Source organism: Acinetobacter higginsii, assembly GCF_000369845.1.
GTDB lineage: Bacteria > Pseudomonadota > Gammaproteobacteria > Pseudomonadales > Moraxellaceae > Acinetobacter > Acinetobacter higginsii.
In genome coordinates this window covers 758649-774867 of the sequence record NZ_KB850211.1, presented here as the reverse complement: position 1 = coordinate 774867, position 16219 = coordinate 758649, and the positions used below count along the sequence as shown (strand labels likewise).

At 35.6% G+C, this 16219-nt stretch carries 15 protein-coding genes and 8 pseudogenes; 7 read left to right on the top strand and 16 right to left on the bottom strand.

What is annotated here, in order from left to right; genetic code table 11:
- Positions 1-3 precede the first annotated feature (3 nt).
- Entirely contained in the window at positions 4-837 is an 834-nt protein-coding gene (locus tag F885_RS16265) for a LemA family protein (RefSeq protein ID WP_005313514.1), read from the bottom strand.
- A 690-nt stretch (positions 838-1527) separates the two neighbouring features.
- Between F885_RS16265 and F885_RS21415 the strand changes: the two are divergent.
- Positions 1528-1783, top strand: a pseudogene (locus F885_RS21415) (PepSY domain-containing protein); the annotation flags it as partial.
- A gap of 42 nt (positions 1784-1825) precedes the next feature.
- Here F885_RS21415 and F885_RS16270 read toward each other — a convergent pair.
- The 3 genes and pseudogenes from F885_RS16270 to F885_RS21170 form a co-directional block, all read right to left on the bottom strand.
- A pseudogene (locus F885_RS16270) lies at positions 1826-2352 on the bottom strand (GNAT family N-acetyltransferase).
- Between the two features lie 63 nt (positions 2353-2415).
- The gene (locus F885_RS16275; protein ID WP_005313509.1) at positions 2416-3099 is read right to left on the bottom strand and encodes a YccT family protein; all 684 of its coding nucleotides are present in this window, start codon (positions 3097-3099) and stop codon (positions 2416-2418) included.
- A 364-nt stretch (positions 3100-3463) separates the two neighbouring features.
- A pseudogene (locus F885_RS21170) lies at positions 3464-3663 on the bottom strand (hypothetical protein); the annotation flags it as partial.
- Positions 3664-3698: 35 nt separating this feature from the next.
- Between F885_RS21170 and F885_RS0120055 the strand changes: the two are divergent.
- The 3 genes and pseudogenes from F885_RS0120055 to F885_RS16285 form a co-directional block, all read left to right on the top strand.
- Positions 3699-3854 (top strand): annotated as a pseudogene (locus tag F885_RS0120055) (CPCC family cysteine-rich protein); the annotation flags it as partial.
- A 402-nt stretch (positions 3855-4256) separates the two neighbouring features.
- The gene (locus F885_RS16280; RefSeq protein WP_005313507.1) at positions 4257-5318 is read left to right on the top strand and encodes a NucA/NucB deoxyribonuclease domain-containing protein; all 1062 of its coding nucleotides are present in this window, start codon (positions 4257-4259) and stop codon (positions 5316-5318) included.
- 53 nt (positions 5319-5371) lie between these two features.
- The gene (locus F885_RS16285) at positions 5372-6778 is read left to right on the top strand and encodes a molybdopterin-binding domain-containing protein (protein ID WP_005313506.1); all 1407 of its coding nucleotides are present in this window, start codon (positions 5372-5374) and stop codon (positions 6776-6778) included.
- 145 nt (positions 6779-6923) lie between these two features.
- Here F885_RS16285 and F885_RS0120050 read toward each other — a convergent pair.
- From F885_RS0120050 to F885_RS16325, 12 genes and pseudogenes are all read right to left on the bottom strand, one after another.
- A pseudogene (locus F885_RS0120050) lies at positions 6924-7474 on the bottom strand (lysozyme).
- A gap of 77 nt (positions 7475-7551) precedes the next feature.
- On the bottom strand, positions 7552-8259 hold the full coding sequence (locus F885_RS16290; RefSeq protein WP_005313503.1) for a hypothetical protein: 708 nt from the start codon (positions 8257-8259) through the stop codon (positions 7552-7554).
- A 219-nt stretch (positions 8260-8478) separates the two neighbouring features.
- Positions 8479-8724, bottom strand: a pseudogene (locus F885_RS16295) (hypothetical protein); the annotation flags it as partial.
- Positions 8725-9169: 445 nt separating this feature from the next.
- Positions 9170-9449 (bottom strand): annotated as a pseudogene (locus tag F885_RS21165) (hypothetical protein).
- 66 nt (positions 9450-9515) lie between these two features.
- Positions 9516-10151: pseudogene (locus F885_RS21375) on the bottom strand (hypothetical protein).
- A complete protein-coding gene (locus tag F885_RS21410; protein ID WP_407636620.1) occupies positions 10105-10374 on the bottom strand; it encodes a DUF4236 domain-containing protein in 270 nt (89 codons plus the stop codon). Before F885_RS21410 ends, F885_RS21375 begins: the two are co-directional and overlap by 47 nt.
- 75 nt (positions 10375-10449) lie before the next feature.
- Positions 10450-10911 carry a hypothetical protein gene (locus tag F885_RS16300; RefSeq protein ID WP_005204086.1) on the bottom strand — a complete coding sequence of 154 codons (462 nt, stop codon included), beginning with the start codon at positions 10909-10911 and terminating at the stop codon, positions 10450-10452.
- Positions 10912-11140: 229 nt separating this feature from the next.
- Positions 11141-11341, bottom strand: a complete 201-nt coding sequence (locus F885_RS16305; RefSeq protein WP_004806733.1) for a hypothetical protein — start codon at positions 11339-11341, stop codon at positions 11141-11143.
- Between the two features lie 391 nt (positions 11342-11732).
- Positions 11733-12329, bottom strand: a complete 597-nt coding sequence (locus tag F885_RS16310; protein WP_005204088.1) for a nitroreductase family protein — start codon at positions 12327-12329, stop codon at positions 11733-11735.
- Between the two features lie 182 nt (positions 12330-12511).
- Positions 12512-13630 (bottom strand): signal recognition particle-docking protein FtsY, encoded by a 1119-nt coding sequence (gene ftsY / locus F885_RS16315; protein WP_005313496.1) that lies wholly within the window; start codon positions 13628-13630, stop codon positions 12512-12514.
- A gap of 118 nt (positions 13631-13748) precedes the next feature.
- On the bottom strand, positions 13749-14078 hold the full coding sequence (locus F885_RS16320; RefSeq protein ID WP_004806727.1) for a hypothetical protein: 330 nt from the start codon (positions 14076-14078) through the stop codon (positions 13749-13751).
- Positions 14079-14189: 111 nt separating this feature from the next.
- Entirely contained in the window at positions 14190-14549 is a 360-nt protein-coding gene (locus tag F885_RS16325; protein ID WP_004806721.1) for a hypothetical protein, read from the bottom strand.
- A 226-nt stretch (positions 14550-14775) separates the two neighbouring features.
- Between F885_RS16325 and F885_RS16330 the strand changes: the two genes are divergently transcribed.
- The 3 genes from F885_RS16330 to F885_RS16340 all read left to right on the top strand — a co-directional run bounded on the left by F885_RS16330 (position 14776) and on the right by F885_RS16340 (position 16166).
- A complete protein-coding gene (locus tag F885_RS16330) occupies positions 14776-15009 on the top strand; it encodes an SEL1-like repeat protein (RefSeq protein ID WP_004653777.1) in 234 nt (77 codons plus the stop codon).
- A gap of 209 nt (positions 15010-15218) precedes the next feature.
- Positions 15219-15596, top strand: a complete 378-nt coding sequence (locus tag F885_RS16335; protein WP_004806719.1) for a DUF2750 domain-containing protein — start codon at positions 15219-15221, stop codon at positions 15594-15596.
- Positions 15597-15734: 138 nt separating this feature from the next.
- Positions 15735-16166 (top strand): CBS domain-containing protein, encoded by a 432-nt coding sequence (locus F885_RS16340; RefSeq protein WP_005313493.1) that lies wholly within the window; start codon positions 15735-15737, stop codon positions 16164-16166.
- Positions 16167-16219: the final 53 nt, after the last annotated feature.

Below are 16219 nucleotides of genomic sequence, written 5' to 3'. Positions count from 1 at the left end.
GACTCATTCTGCCTTACTCGATGTTGGAGCTTGCTCAACATTTTCAGACTGATCAATTTGAGCCTGTTCAGTGTGATCAATAGCTGTTGCATCAGAAAATTCTTCAGTATTTTGCTCTACCTGCTTCGGTGTATCTGTTATTTGCTGATACTTTGACACTGCACTTTCTTTTAAGTTCTGAACTTGCTCACTCTCCAAAATGCGTTTACTTGTATCTAATGCTTTATTGGCAAGTGCTTTTGAACCATCAACTAAACTGGTTTTTGCTGAACCCAAAAGTGCTGTTAAATGCTCAGCACTATCGGTATGAAAATCTTTTAGAATGTGTTGTTCCGTATTTTCAACTGAAAAATCCAAATAGGGTGCTTCAGAAAATTTGAGTGCATTCGCAATAAAAACAGTTGGGATAGAACCTCGTTTGGTATTGTATTCTCGAACGTAATGGTTAAAAGTTTCGCGTTGATGACCAATCTCATCTTCAACAGCTTTGATACTTTGCATTAAACTTTGATATTGTTCGTTTGCTTTAAGATCTGGGTAACGCTGAACTAGACCCTGAATTCCCATCAAAGCCACCTGAGATTCACGCTGCCCAGAAACAATCTCGTTTGCCTTGGTTGTATCTTTAGAAATAGTCAGATGCAAGAGTTGCTCCCCATCTTGATAGTTCTTTACCACATCAATTAACTGATTAATCAGATTCACTTTCTTTTGCAAAGATACTGAAATATTTGAAAGACTTGATTTAATAAACTCTGCTTTCGCTTGCAAACTATTATATGCTTTGAATAGCAGATACATCACAATTAAAACAACAAACAATACAATCCAAAACATACCGCCCTCAAACTATTTTCTCATTATTTAAAATCATGGAAAATATTCCATCAATTGAATCAATATTTTAAATTTTCACGATCATCTTAAATAAAGCAAAGGGATAAAACCATCTCACACATGAGCACTGTATCAAGTCTATTCAATTTCAGAGTGATTAACAAAATCGGCATAAATACTTGTATTAACAAACACTTAAACAACTAAAAAACATCAAAAAACAAGACTTTTCCCTGTCAAAATTAATGCAAAAAAGTCCCATAATGTAAAATAAAATCTAACTTAATATTTTTATCTGCTGCTATTTTTATATAAAAGACTGCCAAATTTGAAAGCCTATTTTTATGAGCACTTATAGGATTTCATCACTGGCTTCAATTACAGAACCATTCATTTTTGTTCTATTCAGGCAATATTCTGTAGATTGAAACACGCCTGCGTAAACAGAAGAATCCTAACCTACCAGCACCACAACAGCGTAAAGATGTCATGTTTATTACCAATCTAACTATCGGTGCTTGCTTAGGCTGTATATGAGCTAAAGCTTTCCCTGCACCTGTAATAAAACTGTATGAAATATAAGCAATAAATACTAAGTAGTAGCTATACACAACTACATGGTTATGACTTTGTAATTGCAATGGTATGGCATAGGTCCATCGACCAATCAACATACTTGTAAATATTGCTCAATTGTCCTTCACCATTGCACTTGTTTTATTGCTGATTCCTGCGACTTCTGTGCTTGCCTATTTGTTTCCAATCTAAGGACTGGGGTATTCAACAGCTCATTTGATTTCGATTGATATCACGGCTTTGATATTTGCTTTGGTATTTATACGTTTTTATCAACAAACCAGAGATTGTGCACAAAACGCACCAATTGGTTCAATTTGGTCTACACAAAAAGTTGAGCCAACATCCTCTTACTGAAAACCAAGCTTAAACCGTTGTCTATAAAGCCTTAATTGTTGCAACCATGGATCTTTTAGACACTCAAGATTTTTTTCATTTCAATCAGTTGAAAGGGATAAGAGGTTGCTCTACTTCAGCCTCAATTGGATATTCACGTTTCCGTCCCGTTATTTGGTAACCACGGCGCTGATAATAGGCCAACATTTCAGTTCGGACGACATCCAGAACATGCATGACTAAATCACGAATCTTTGGATAATTTTGAGCAATATATAACTCAGCATAATTGAGTAATTCACGCCCATAGCCTTGATTCTGTATGCTTGGATCAATCGCAAAAGTACCTATCTCTATACAATCAGCATTCAAGCTTAATCCAATGCAGGCAATAATCTCATCATTACCTAGCTCACCCACCAATAATTCGAAATTTGCTTGCTGCAATATTTGTTCTAATTGAACTTTACAAATGTGATCGCCTTGTACATACGCTTTTTCAGTTGTCCAACTACGTTCTGATTGTTCTCTATAAGCGATATTAATCAGCTTAACCAATTGTTCCAAATCACTATTCTTTGCTGTTCTAATCGTTAATGACATTTTTATTTTATTCCACACAAAACAAAGCCGATGAAAACATCGGCTTCGTTATTAAATTTTAGATTAGTTTGTTTGACCAGCTAACCAAGCCATAAATTTTTGGCGCTCAGCTTTAGATGCTTTCTGCCACAATTCTGCCAATTGTTGATCTGTGGTTTTTGCTGTACCGGCTGCCGCTGCTGTTGTTACCGCTACAGGCGCAGTTGCAACTACTTGTGCTGTGGTTCCTGCATAAACAGGTGCAGGTTGATTCGCAGCATTATTCTTATTCTTTTGGGTTAAATCCAAAGTACGGCTTAATAAATTACTGCCAGTAAACCATGGCTGTGCTTCATTATTTGCACCTGTTTGCTGTACCACCAATTTTTTATTTTGATCATACAAAGCAACAGTAGGTTGATCTGCATATTTCTTTGCAGCATCGAAGTTTTTAGGTGCATTAACCAAACCTAGACTATAAGACTGATTGTCTTGTAAATCTTGTGCTTGAATGGTTACAACGCCTGATTTAACGATGTCATGTTCACCATTTAAATGCTCAAAATATTCACGATAGCGAACATTAACAGTTAAATTGCCTGGATCTACTTGATAATTATTCTTCTTTGATGGAATTAATCCACTATTTACTTCTTGACCATTTACAGCAAGAATCACAATTTCTTCAGGGGCAGTAATAGTGACTGCAGAAAAAACTGAACTACTTAATAATAAACCGAAAGCAGCAACACCAACTCTTAAAGACATTAGACTCTTCTCAGTATAAACAATTTATGAAATCGTAAGCACTATGCTCCGCGATTATGACCATTTTATGACAAAAACCAAAACTGTCTATTGCAACAATTCGGCTTATTTAAGATATATACAGCATATATATGGCAAAAGAAAATGACTTTATCTAACATTTTGTTTTGTATAGCAAATATATTATCAAGAATTGTATTGCTGCAAAATTTCTGAAAAAAATTAACAAAACTGTATGTTAACTTTATGTTTGAATTGGCCATTTTGACATCAGGTCTATTTCGAAGTCATGTTGATTTGAAAGGAAAATATTTGAATCTAAAAAGTAAAAAAACGCTTAAATAAGCGGTTTTTTTGAGATTGACTATGAATCCTTCCCTTCATCTGAGCTTTTATAAGAGTCTTCCTGCTCTTTACTGAGAGTCATAGAATCTTGAATCATGCTCTCAGTAATCTGGAAATCCGAGTCAATTCTTTGAATACGGATTCAGGTATGTTGTAAACCTTGCCCACATATTCAATGGTTCTCCCTTGCTTGTACGGGACTGCATCCAACATTAGGGCATTCATAAGCCAGTGCAAAAAGCCCTGTATGCTCCTGGGAGGATGATCCCGTGCAAGCAGAAAACTATGGTGGCGCAAACGTCCCTTCACTAAACCAAGCCCGTGAGAACTTTAAAAAGTATGGTTCAATGGACGAAAGATTTATTAAGAATGAGAGAAAGCCGAAGAATGAAAAGATTCCTAAGATTTAAAAAAGTTCTTATTAGAGATTTAGGATTGACACTTGATTGTCCCTAAGTTTACTCCTCTTAGCTGGCAGTTTTTGCTATCTCAATATGAAACAAATTTATTAGCTACAGTTAAATCAAGCTAGTTCTTATTAAGATTTTCAGAAAAATAACAACTTATTATGTAGTTTAAATTAACCACATATTATTCAATAAAAACCGCATATAAATACATGATAAATAATGTAGTTTTTTTCTTAAAAACATTAGCTTTTGAATAAAAATAAAACAATTAGTAAATTTAAATTATTAATTTTGATAATTTATTTTACATATTTAATTTTTTCTTTATCATGTTTTCCAATTTCAAGGTAATTTAAATCATTTATTTTGAAATTATTTTTTAATTAAAATATTGGAAATTTCATGTTAAATATAACAAAATATATAATAGCTTTAGCAACAGCATTTACAGTAACTGATAGTTACGCTGCTAGTGCTTTGGATGTTTCACCAATTTGTAAAACAGTTGGGAAGGATTTAGATAGCTATATAAATAGAGGGTCACATTGTCTGATATCAGACCAAGGTGAAATTCCTTTAACTGATGCAAAAGGGCTAAACGTTGGAACAGCTAAAATCACTGCTTATGTTTATTCTGACAATCCCAAAAATGCATTAACTTGGACTTATAAGTACAAGTTACGTACACAAATCATTGGGAAACCTGGAGACTCTTTAAAGGTATGTCCAGAGTTATATTGCTATGACTGTACAGTAAAGACCGTTTACGGTAATCCAATTAATTTAGTAAATGGCCTATCCGCAGAATCGACCACAACGTTTACCCCATCTAACTCAGCTTTAGCAGAGCAAAACCCATTATTTTTATCTCCAAGTGTTCGGTTTCAAATCGTGAAATCCAACGAATCGTTTGATAATGCTGCAAATTTTGAACCAGGTATTTATAATCCTAGTGTACGTTGTGATATTGGTAAGGCTAAAGCGAATACAAAGGGATGTGTATACCCTACCGCACCTGCTGTTATGACAACAATTAAGCTTACTGATCCTGACGTTGATGAATCGGCAAAGCATATTAAAGAAGCATTTCTTGCGGGTAAACCAGGTCAATTCATTGCAGCCTCTCCTAATTCTATTTTTAGAAGCTCTAGTGCAAGACCATTAACCCGTCTTAGAGATGCTGCACAGCGTAAAGCTAACCGGGCTGAATCAGTAAAAATGTGTAAAGTTAAATATGGTCCAAGTGTTGGTTCAAAGTGCTTATTTACGGGTGATTCTGATGAAGTAGCGACTGATTGTGATTGTGATGAGTTTCCTTTTGCAGCAACTAATCAAGGTGGAACAGATGCATCTGTTAAAAAGATTGATGCATCTGACAATCGTAGAGCTGGTAGTCGTTTAGGTACTTTCTTTAATGCCGAAAGGGTTCTTGATGGCGATGAATTTTTTCTAAATGTTGATTAACTATTAATTTAAAGAGGTATCTCGAATTAGAGTTACCTCTTGGGCTTATATTTATGCGCAAACTTCCAGTACCAGAAGATCTTCCATATGATTTGACTTCTACCTACTATCGTCTTTTTATGCAGCTTCCTCAAGGTGAATTAAAAGATATTGTGGATTTAGAACAAGCTCTTAATCAAGTAAATGCAAGTGATGTTTATGCCTTACAAGATTATCCAGCTAATAATTTTTCAGCTTACACAGGTTGGTCCATTAACTCTGAATTGACTCAAACTGCAAGTAAACAGCACCCAGTATTAATCAATACTTTATATTGCTGGGGACAGCAACTCTATCGATCAGTGAACCCTTATAAACTTGATCTAAGAGGCAAAAATCTACTCAGAATTCCACAATATACAAAATTGCCTGACTCTATTGATGCCATTATTCCGGAAGATGATGAGCGTTTAGATATTTCTGATTACGATAATAAAAAAATTATAGCGCCAATATCTGCGATGGAAGGCGTTATCCAGCAAGGAAGTATAATTAAACAAGGTGACCTGATCTTAGCTAAAAATGAGAAAATCTCACCAGAAAAATTGATTGCTTTAAGACGTGCTGGAATTAAAGAACTAACAATTTATAGAGATCCACGTATTCTCGTTGTTAGCATGCATACTTTTGACGGTGAGCATACACTTTGTGAAGAAAGCTTGTATGTTAAAGACTTATTAAAAACGTGGTGCTATAACCACGTCGAGATAAAATTGCTTAAACCACAGCGTTATGATTCAGCATTTAATAGTCTTAAGAAGAACGGAGATCCTACTTTAGATGATACATTAACAAGCAATTGGGAGGATTATAATCAATTTTTTGAAGATCATATTCCTAATTTTGATGTGATGATTCTGTGTTCTCATAAGGACATTGGTGGTTCAGTATTTTCAATCGGTGGACTTACTGCCTTTGATCCTGGAAGTATGACCTCAAATTTCCAAACACGTTCTATCCCTGCTAATGAAATGAGCATCATTAGAAGTATGCCTAGAACACCTCCTGTGCGTGAAACAATTCAACTGTACGATGATCAGGGAAACCATAAAGGCTCAAAAGTCGCCACTACAGAAGATAAGACGATAATCATCAATTTACCTGGTGATATGCAAGATATTGCCTTGCTCATGCATCTCATGGTGAAGTATGTTTTAAATAAACATGATCCCGATTTTCTCAACAAAATATTTATTAAAGGTCGCACAAATCAAGAAATTGAAACTGATAAAAATAAAAGAAAATTGTTATGGGGCAAATACCAATTGCAAGATGGTGGCCAATATTCATTGGAGATCATTGAACACCAGCACACATATCAGGTAGAACCATTTCTGACTGCAAATTGTATTGTGATCGTTCCCTTTGCAGAGCAACCAGTTCAAATAAATGATATTATTTATTTCATAAAGATTAACTAACTGTAAATTTAGAAATCAACTCTATGAAATGCATAAAAACCATAACCCTTAAGTTATGGTTTTTTTTATTGTTGGCTCCCATCATTTATTCTTGATTGGAATTGACTTCGCGAAATAAGGACCACTGAGCGCCTGCAGTGATGTACTACTTTTTTAAGAATAGGTCTCGCTCGGCTGCACACAAGTCCTTTCATTACTTTCCCACCACCTTTATTATTCCATACCAAAAACTGATCCGCAGCAGCAGTAAACTTATTAGCATTCAGAATGCTCAACCAGTGTTGACGTTTTAAATGCTTTTTCGCCTATGTTATAGGCAAGTGAAACAAGAGCATCGAATTGATTTTAATTCACAACTACAGTTAAAGCACTGTTAACAGCATTTTCAAAGCGCTTTAAATCATGTGCAAAATATGTCTTAGCTTGCCCCATCGTACATACATCGCCCTTTTTGACTTTAATACCATTGGGATAAACCGTAGTTGCAAAACCGATCATCCAGACTCCCACGCCATCGTCATAGGCTGTAAGTACCAGATCTTCAAAACTGGTGATTAAGTTGATACCAACTTGACTGGTATTCATGCCGTTAGATTGGTATTCATCCAAAATTTCACTGAATCGATCAACTTGGCTTTGTGTGAGCTTGCCACCTAATAGCTCACGGGCAATATCAAAGAATGCTTTGCGGTTCATATTTACTTTCCTCTAGATATGAAAAAGCCGCCAGTTATGGCGGCTGCAATAAAACCTAATGCAATGCGATGGTAGTCTTAGCTAACTGAAACAGTGGTCGTAAACATTTCAATTTCGTCGTTAACAGTAGCAATCACGTTAAAATATGCAGTTCCCTCAAATGCTGGGATACTTTTAGTTTCACGAAAATGCTCGATCGTTCCATCAGTTGAAGTTATAACATGCTCCACAGCAGTTGCTGATATATATGTCATTGTGTATTTTACAGGCAAGTCGGTTGTTTGATATGAAGTGCCAAGCAGAGTTAATCCAATATTCGGACTTCCTAAACTATTGTTGATACAGTTAATTCCAATATTAGCTAGACCTGCCGCCACACCATTTACGTCTGCTAGTCGAGCACCACTCAGAACTCTAGATGCAAAAGACATCACATCTGGAACAATCATTTCAAGTTTGTCACCAATATTTGCCGTAATGCCAGCATGATAGCCATACGCTAGATCAGGAGAGGTTTCTGTACCCAAATCAATTTGCCCTTCAGTCCAATTAAGGACTCCATTCTCATATGTGCAATTGGTTAGTTCCCAGTCTGATGTATCAGGATTAGGAATACTGGTAACTCCAATTACATTAAATCCGGGTAACACATTAACCTGTTCAAGACTAGTCATTACCTGGTCATAAGATACGTCATTTTGAATACGTACTAGTGCGACATGGCCTTCTGGAATATTAGTATCTGTTAAAGTTTCAAATAGCATTTCTGCTGCGTTGTTTACCATGAGCAAACTCCTTTAAAATTATGTTTTTGTTTCTTTAAAAATTTAGGTTATTCAAATAATTGCCCTTAAGAGCTATTCTGTAGTATTTGAAAAACTCCTTTATTTTTAACACTGATTTTTTGTGAAATATAGAATATCGAATTCAAAAATAATGTTTAGATATGATGGAAAAATTGATATGAGTAAAACCGCCCTAATGCGGCATTAAAATTAGTACATTTATAAATTATCTTTAAAATCTTTGAGCTCTTTACCAACCTCCAATATTGTTGCACCTTCCCTTGTATTTACGTAGTTGATGTCCAGGGACATGATTGCCCATAATGGCAAACCAGCAGTAAAGAATAAACCACCTAAAGCACTTAACCCCGCCCATGTTGTCGCATAATCATGTAGCTCAAAATGCTGGATAATGAATCCACCACCTGTGATACTTCCCACTACAGTAGTAATTAAGCTCACTATTTTAAGGGCAATATGGTGAAGTCATTGTAATTAGTTTTCTATTCCTTGCACTACACGTTAGAAAAACACTTCCATCATTTGTGCAGATCCTCGCTACATATTCACTGGAAGTATTAATAATAACCGAAGTTTTGTAATTTCCCGCAACTGCTAACTGAGAAGATAAAGCCATTTTTTTGCATTCGGAAAAATTCATGTTGGTTGATGTAGACTTAACTTCCATCCTTTCCTCATATTCTCTTTGAGATTTTTCTCTTGCAGCTATAGCATCTTTATACTCATTTTGTTTATCTCGGATTGGTTTAATTTACTCTTTTCTTCCTGTACATGGTTTATTTTGAAATACCAAGCTACCATTGACTTTACATTGAAATACCTCAGCATTAGTTGCTGCGGAAAGCAGGATTATACAAAAACCAATTATTATTTTTTCATTTTTCTTATCTCATTTACTGCTTACATCAATTTTGAAAATCTTGCCACGGCATATCAACACTGTGTAGAAAGACATGTCAATTTCGTATTTATACTCTGTCGCTGCACAAACAAAGCCATCATAGTTGTAAACAAAATAACGGGGTTTAGATCTTCCTAACTTAGATAGCATGCTTTCCTCGGTATCACCTATAAAAACAGCCTCTGTCGATGTTCTTATAGACTTTGTGTCATAAGCAAATGCACTTACAGATAATAAAACAGATACCCCCTAATAATAAGTATTTCATTTAATCAACCAATTGTTATTTATCGCACATAATTTATCAAATGGATACAATGAAGTCATTCAAATCTTACCTGTAAGATTTATATCCGCCAAATGTATAACAAAATCTTCCCCCACGCGATCCATAAGAATAATTACCAGTTCCGCATGAACAACCACTAATTGTAGTAACTTGCTTTCTTGGCGTCACATAAGTGTTAGTACTTACAGATTTGTTAACTACTCTTTGGCTAACCGTGTTGTTCGAAGACTTATAGCAATTAACTGATGAACAAAGCAAATTAGAATCTACCCATTTCTGTAGTTCACCTTCTTTTGATATCCGTTCCCATTCACCAGCAACATCGTAAATCAAAACACTCTGGCCCCGTTTTAATTGATCTATAACAGTACCATTTGGTTTATCTCTAACATTAAGGGCATTGCTATTTACATATCTTCTAGCAATTGCATGAAATGAACTATCATATTTTTTGTCGATCGTTTCTTCATTCAATTCAATTGTTTTTTCACGTAATTTAACTGAGACGTTTGAAACATTTGGAAGGTACATATCACTAGAATGAGTATAAGAACCCTGAGATAAAGTTTTTGATAATTGCTATAATCGGTCATCACCAGTAGCCTGCCCAATATTTTGATAGTCAGCACATGCATTAATTGAGAGAAGCGTAACTCCCAAAAGACAAGTATTCCTCATCATTTCGTTGCCCTAAATAGTTATGCAAAAAAATTAAATATAAAAAAAGAACTCTAAAGCCAATTGAACTATTATTTCTCTCATTAGTCGTTTGCTCCACTTTATTTCTACAACTACTGAATTTTGAATATGACAATCCTGTCCCTGGCAAACCTGCTGTAGTTTTAACACCTTTTTTGCCTAAATTAACTCTAGCACCATTTTTTCCAACAGAGAGATATATCACCCTTATAGTTGGTGATAATTTATACCACAGAAAAGCAAAAAGCCCATCTTTTGATGAGCTTTGCCGTTAACTAACTTATTCCCCAATTGGGATTGAGAATTTAAGTTGATTATTTCTCTGATCCAATGGCACCGGATTATGTTTTGCAATTCTTTGCTGATAATCTTTTTCAGAAATTAAACCTCTATTCTTCGCCTTCAAAATTGAGTTGAACTGTTGCTCATGACCTTGTGCATTCAAAGCATCGAAATGTCTATGTTCCAGATAATATTGGGACCTATCATGAGGACTCATATTAGATGTATGTTGTTGTGCTACGTGCGCTTGCTCTAATTCATAATTACGTTGATTGACACGATCTTGTTCTTGTTGCTTCATCGACTCAAAGAAATCAAACTGTTCACTACTTTTAACCTCTTTATGAGGCTCATCATTATTTAGAATTAAAAGTGATTTATCTTTGCTGAAGATATCATCTGCACTATACACCGAACCACAAATTACCGTACTTATAAGAAGAATTACTAATTTTTTCACCAAAAAAACTCAACACAAAACAAATAAAGACAAGTGTATATTTTATTATTTACTCACCATTATTTCAAATTAAATATTAAAAACAAAAACTTATGATTATTATAAAAAATCATAACCCTTTTACGAAAGATCCTTGATGATGTAATTCTTATATTTTTTTACTTCACAAGTAAAATAAATTTCCCATAAAAAAACCTCTCGAAGGAGGTTTTTTTATTTCTTGATTCAATTAAAGATCAGTTCCAATAAACACACTCGAAATAAAGAATTCCGCTTCTTCATCATCAGTTGAATCAAACTCTACCTCAAGGTGAATGACTTCCGCACCAGTCTTGTCTTTGAATTCTGCAAATTTCTTCTCAAGGAAATCTGAAATCTCATTTTCTAATGTTGCTCGTTCTTGGCGATATTGTTCTATTGCTTCTTTCATGATGAATTCCTATTAATCTGAACAACCATAAAAGCAAACTATTATGAAAATAACAAGACAACAAAAAAGCACTTTAAAGTGCTTTTTTAAAAGTAATCTTTGAAACAACTCTAGCAATCATATTATTTATTCTCAACACCTCTTTGTGCAAACCTTTTCTACTATCTAAACCTAATACTTTATCCTGTAAATAGTTAATTTAAATCAACTATTTAAACCAAAAACTCTCCAATCATTCTTTTTCTACTATCCTCTAACTCAACATTCTGGATTACCAGTTCTCGCAAAGTATGTACAAAGCTGCCCATTTCGTCAGCACTACTTGAAATTCCATTCGTAGAAATAAAAAAAGAGCACTAAACAGTGCCCCTTTTTTGCTACTCGTTTTAACTTAGTTAAAAGTTTTGAAACGTGCAGAATCATCCATATATGTTTTCTCGCCTGCAGCTGCTTCGATTGAACCGAATACAAGCTGAGCACGTAATTTCCAGTTTGCTGGAATATCAAAAGTTTCCGCAACTTCTGCATCAACAATTGGATTGTAGTGCTGTAATGATGCACCCACGCCAATTTCAGATAAAGCAGTCCATGTTGCGAACTGAGCGATTGCACTTGAATGTTCTGACCATACTGGGAAGTTATCAGCATATAATGCAAATTGCTCTTGTAAGCCTTTTACAACATCTTGATCTTCATAGAATAACGCTGTACCAAAACCAGCAGCAAAGCTATCAATTTTTGCACTTGTATTTGCAAATGCTTCTGCTGGTACCATTTTACGCAAAGTTTCACGTACGATTTCCCAAAATTTAATATGAGAGTTGCCATACAAAGTCACAACACGTGAGGTTTGCGAGTTGAATGATGATGGGCTGTGTTTTACCGCTTCACGGATGGTCTCTTCAATTTTAGTTTGGTCAACTGTAAGGTTTTTACCAATCGCATAAATGGTACGGCGTGATTTAATGCTATTTAAGAAGTTGCTCATGTTGTTATTCCTACCTTTGTGCCCTTTGGGGCGTTATCTTGGATTGAATGTAGTGTATAACGACGCATTTTTTAGGAATAGTCTAAAAAACATGACAGATCGTTTTATTTTTGAAACAGTCTTATTTTTTATTCGAAATAAAAAACTCCACATGTCGTGGAGTCTTTTTTAACACAATTTAATTACTTATCGGTTTCAAATAATGCAGCAACGAATGATTTAGCTGAGAAAGGACGTAAATCATCAATCTTCTCACCCACACCGATATAACGAATCGGCACATGGGTACGACTTGCAATGTTAAATAACACGCCGCCTTTTGCTGTACCATCAAGCTTGGTAATGGTAATCCCAGTTAAGCCAACCGCTTCATCAAACAGCTGAACTTGGTTAATTGCATTTTGCCCCGTACCAGCATCAACGATGAGCATAATTTCATGTGGCGCAGTTGCATCAATCTTTTGCATCACACGCTTCACTTTTTTCAGCTCTTCCATCAAGTTGGCTTTATTCTGCAAACGCCCTGCAGTATCCGCGATCAAGACATCAATGCCTTTAGCACGCGCACTTTCAAAAGCATCAAAAATAACCGAAGCACTGTCTGCACCGTGACCTTGAGCAACCACAGGGATGTCATTACGCTCACCCCAAATTTGCAGTTGTTCAGTCGCTGCCGCACGGAACGTATCACCTGCAGCAAGCATGACTTTCTTACCTTCACCTTGTAAACGCTTCGCCAATTTACCGATGGTTGTGGTTTTACCCACGCCATTTACACCGACCATGAGAATCACATAAGGTGATTTGTTAGGATCGATATGCAGTGGTTTAACACGCGGTGCGAGTAAAGCGACTAATTCTTCTTGCAGTGCTTTGTACAACGCATGGGAATAGATCAAATCACCACGAGCTGTTCTTTCAGTCAAATTGGCAATAATGGTTTTGGTTGCATCTACACCAATATCGGCAACCAACATTTGTTCTTCAACTTCTTCTAATAACTCGTCATCAATCTCTTTGCCACCAATCAGGATATTGACCATACCATCGGTGAAACTACGACGTGTTTTAGTCAAACCATCTTTCATGCGGCCAAAGAATCCCGTAGCTTGGGCTTCTTCTTCGACAACAGGTGCTGTTGCTGCAATTGTTACAGGTGCTGGCGTCTCAACTGTAGTTTTTACAACTGGCTCATCAATAATGGGAACATCGACAGCAGGTAAATTCGGTAATGTGACATCATCATCACCAATGTCAGCATCTATCAAGAATTTATTTTGCATATTCGATTGCTGTTGCATGTCGATTCCTTGAGAATAAAGCAGCTTTAAAAAAGACGGTCAGTCTAGCATAAATTGATTTCGTTTTCCCGACCGTGACAAGCCATTCATTTATCAATAGAAATGAGTCGTTTAAAACTCACTCATCTTCTTTTGCCATTGCGGGATATTGTTTAATACGATTCGATTCAAATTGGTAAGCATTTAAAAGCTTTAGATAATCTACACGTCGAATTTTAGCCTGCTCCAAAGTATCTTCGGCCAAATGCTGTGTTCTTGGATGGCTGGCCTGTTGTGCATACTGAACAACTTTTTGGTACTGCGCTGTGTTAATTGGACGTTGTAATGCGTTATACGCAAGTATAAAAATAGACAAAATAATAATACCGACCAAAACATTGTAAAATTGGTCCAACTTAAATCCTAATTTGGATTGCATAACCTTATGTTTAAAAATTATAGACAACATAATCTACCTCGAATTAGAGGTAGTGTAAGTCTCTGATTCGCTAAGGACAAGCACAACGTTCAATAAGTCACAATTCCACAACTTATTGAACGCACACTACTTTAGCAATGATTAACTGACTAATGTACGAACGAAGGAAAAGTACAAAATAAATGCAATGATGACCAAGGTAATAAAAATGGCAAACATTCCAACACCACTTTCAGCATCCGCAGGATGCAAGTCATCATCATCAGCAATATTTTTCAACTCTCCATCGTAGATCCTATAAAACTGATCTTTTTGTTCAGGACTTAAATGACTCGCAAAGTCATACACGCGTTTACGTTGTGCTAAGCAGTAATCACCCAAGTGAATTTCTTGATGGAAAATGGCTTCATCAAGTAATTGACGATGATGATGAGCTAACGCAATAATTTGACTTTCTAATGGTGGAACATCCACAGTTACGCCATCAATGACATTGGACATGTTATTCTCCTTTTCTATTATTCTCACTTTGATTTTACTTAAAATTATTTGCGACAAATGTTTAATCGTGTAAGATTTTATTTACGTAATAACACCGAATATATTTGACAATTCAATCAATTTTGTCATAATAATTTAACAAATCTAAGTTAAAGTAGCTTAAATTCAAAGTAGAGTAACTTTGAATAGAATTTGCGGTAATCATAATTAAAATAAGGAGTTATATATGATTCAACAATTTACACACCATGAACTAGAGCATGTATATGCAAATGCGGTAAATACAATTCAATCGCAAAAAAACTTCCAAGATGCAGTGAAAGAGCTTGAAGAAGTAGCTAAAGCAGGTCACGGTAAAGCGGCATTATTTTTAGCAGAGTTGTATTATCAAGGCTTCCGAGTAGAACGTGATTCCTTGAAAGCACAGTATTGGCAGAAGATGGCAACCTTACAAGCATAATGAAACGTCACTTAGGTGGCGTTTTTTAATACCTACTTAAAACGAATCAACATGGTTCTTCATATTTTGACTTACGCTGCAGTAAAGCTTTAACCGCTTGGATGAGATACCTACAATATTTGCTTACGATTTAGATCAATTGTTTAAACATAACTGCCATCTATCTTTCTTATAATAAAACATAAGTTTAAGAATATTAGTTTAATAACATGTATCGTTTTAGCCATTTCCAACCAGTCTCACGTGAGTTGATGTTTAAAATTTCAATTCTAAAAACAATGATGTATTGTGGCGTTCTTTGGGGTTTATACCATCAGGGTTGGGCAATCAAATCGGATCAAGATGGTCACGTATTCCCCTTTTGGCTAAACGGCGTACAAGCTCATCGCTATGCTAAAGCACACTGGAAAAACTACACACCACGTAAGATTACGCCGAAAGATTTCCATGAGTCCTTGCTTCCAACTTTAACCCGTTTACAAGTTGAACCTGCTTTATTTAACTCTTCACATCGTAAATTTAAACTTTCAACTCAGCAAATGCAGCATTTCTTCTTTATGCCACATCAATCAGCAGTGACGGTTTAATTATTCTCTCTATTCCAATGATGACTTTTTAGACACTCATGAAGAAAAGTTATCATTGGAATGAAATTAGGGCTTTGCATTTAAAAAAAATACCGTTAAGTTAAATGAAAATGACAATACAACACAGGTGGATAAACAATGACAATCGTTGCTCAAGTCATCAAGAATAAAGCAGTACAATCAATTTTCACCATTTCACCCAATGCGACTGTACTTGAAGCAATTAAAATTATGGCAGAAAAAGGTGTTGGTGCTTTAGTCGTTGCCGAAGATGAGAAAGTCGTTGGAATTTTCTCTGAACGTGACTACACCCGTAAGATTGCTTTAATGGAACGTTCTTCAAACAACACCCCTGTTGCTGACATTATGACGGCCAAGGTCATTTCTGTAGGTTTAAACCATACGGTAGAGGAATGCCTGAACCTGATGACTGATCGTCACTTACGTCATTTACCTGTACTCGATCAAGAGAAGCTTGTCGGCTTTATCTCCATTGGCGATTTGGTTAAAGCCGCAATGGACGATCAACGGATTCTGATTGAACAGCTGCAACAATATATCTCTGGTTAAAGATTTAATCAGACATAAAAAAGGGCAAGTTGATTGCCCTTTTTTAATAGATA

Coding starts and splice junctions, on each gene's coding strand:
- F885_RS16265 (WP_005313514.1), bottom strand. CDS start 837: ATGTTTTGGATTGTATTGTTTGTTGTTTTAATTGTGATGTATCTGCTA.
- F885_RS16275 (WP_005313509.1), bottom strand. CDS start 3,099: ATGTCTTTAAGAGTTGGTGTTGCTGCTTTCGGTTTATTATTAAGTAGT.
- F885_RS16280 (WP_005313507.1), top strand. CDS start 4,257: ATGTTAAATATAACAAAATATATAATAGCTTTAGCAACAGCATTTACA.
- F885_RS16285 (WP_005313506.1), top strand. CDS start 5,372: ATGCGCAAACTTCCAGTACCAGAAGATCTTCCATATGATTTGACTTCT.
- F885_RS16290 (WP_005313503.1), bottom strand. CDS start 8,259: ATGGTAAACAACGCAGCAGAAATGCTATTTGAAACTTTAACAGATACT.
- F885_RS16305 (WP_004806733.1), bottom strand. CDS start 11,341: ATGAAAGAAGCAATAGAACAATATCGCCAAGAACGAGCAACATTAGAA.
- F885_RS16310 (WP_005204088.1), bottom strand. CDS start 12,329: ATGAGCAACTTCTTAAATAGCATTAAATCACGCCGTACCATTTATGCG.
- ftsY (WP_005313496.1), bottom strand. CDS start 13,630: ATGCAACAGCAATCGAATATGCAAAATAAATTCTTGATAGATGCTGAC.
- F885_RS16320 (WP_004806727.1), bottom strand. CDS start 14,078: ATGTTGTCTATAATTTTTAAACATAAGGTTATGCAATCCAAATTAGGA.
- F885_RS16325 (WP_004806721.1), bottom strand. CDS start 14,549: ATGTCCAATGTCATTGATGGCGTAACTGTGGATGTTCCACCATTAGAA.
- F885_RS16330 (WP_004653777.1), top strand. CDS start 14,776: ATGATTCAACAATTTACACACCATGAACTAGAGCATGTATATGCAAAT.
- F885_RS16335 (WP_004806719.1), top strand. CDS start 15,219: ATGTATCGTTTTAGCCATTTCCAACCAGTCTCACGTGAGTTGATGTTT.
- F885_RS16340 (WP_005313493.1), top strand. CDS start 15,735: ATGACAATCGTTGCTCAAGTCATCAAGAATAAAGCAGTACAATCAATT.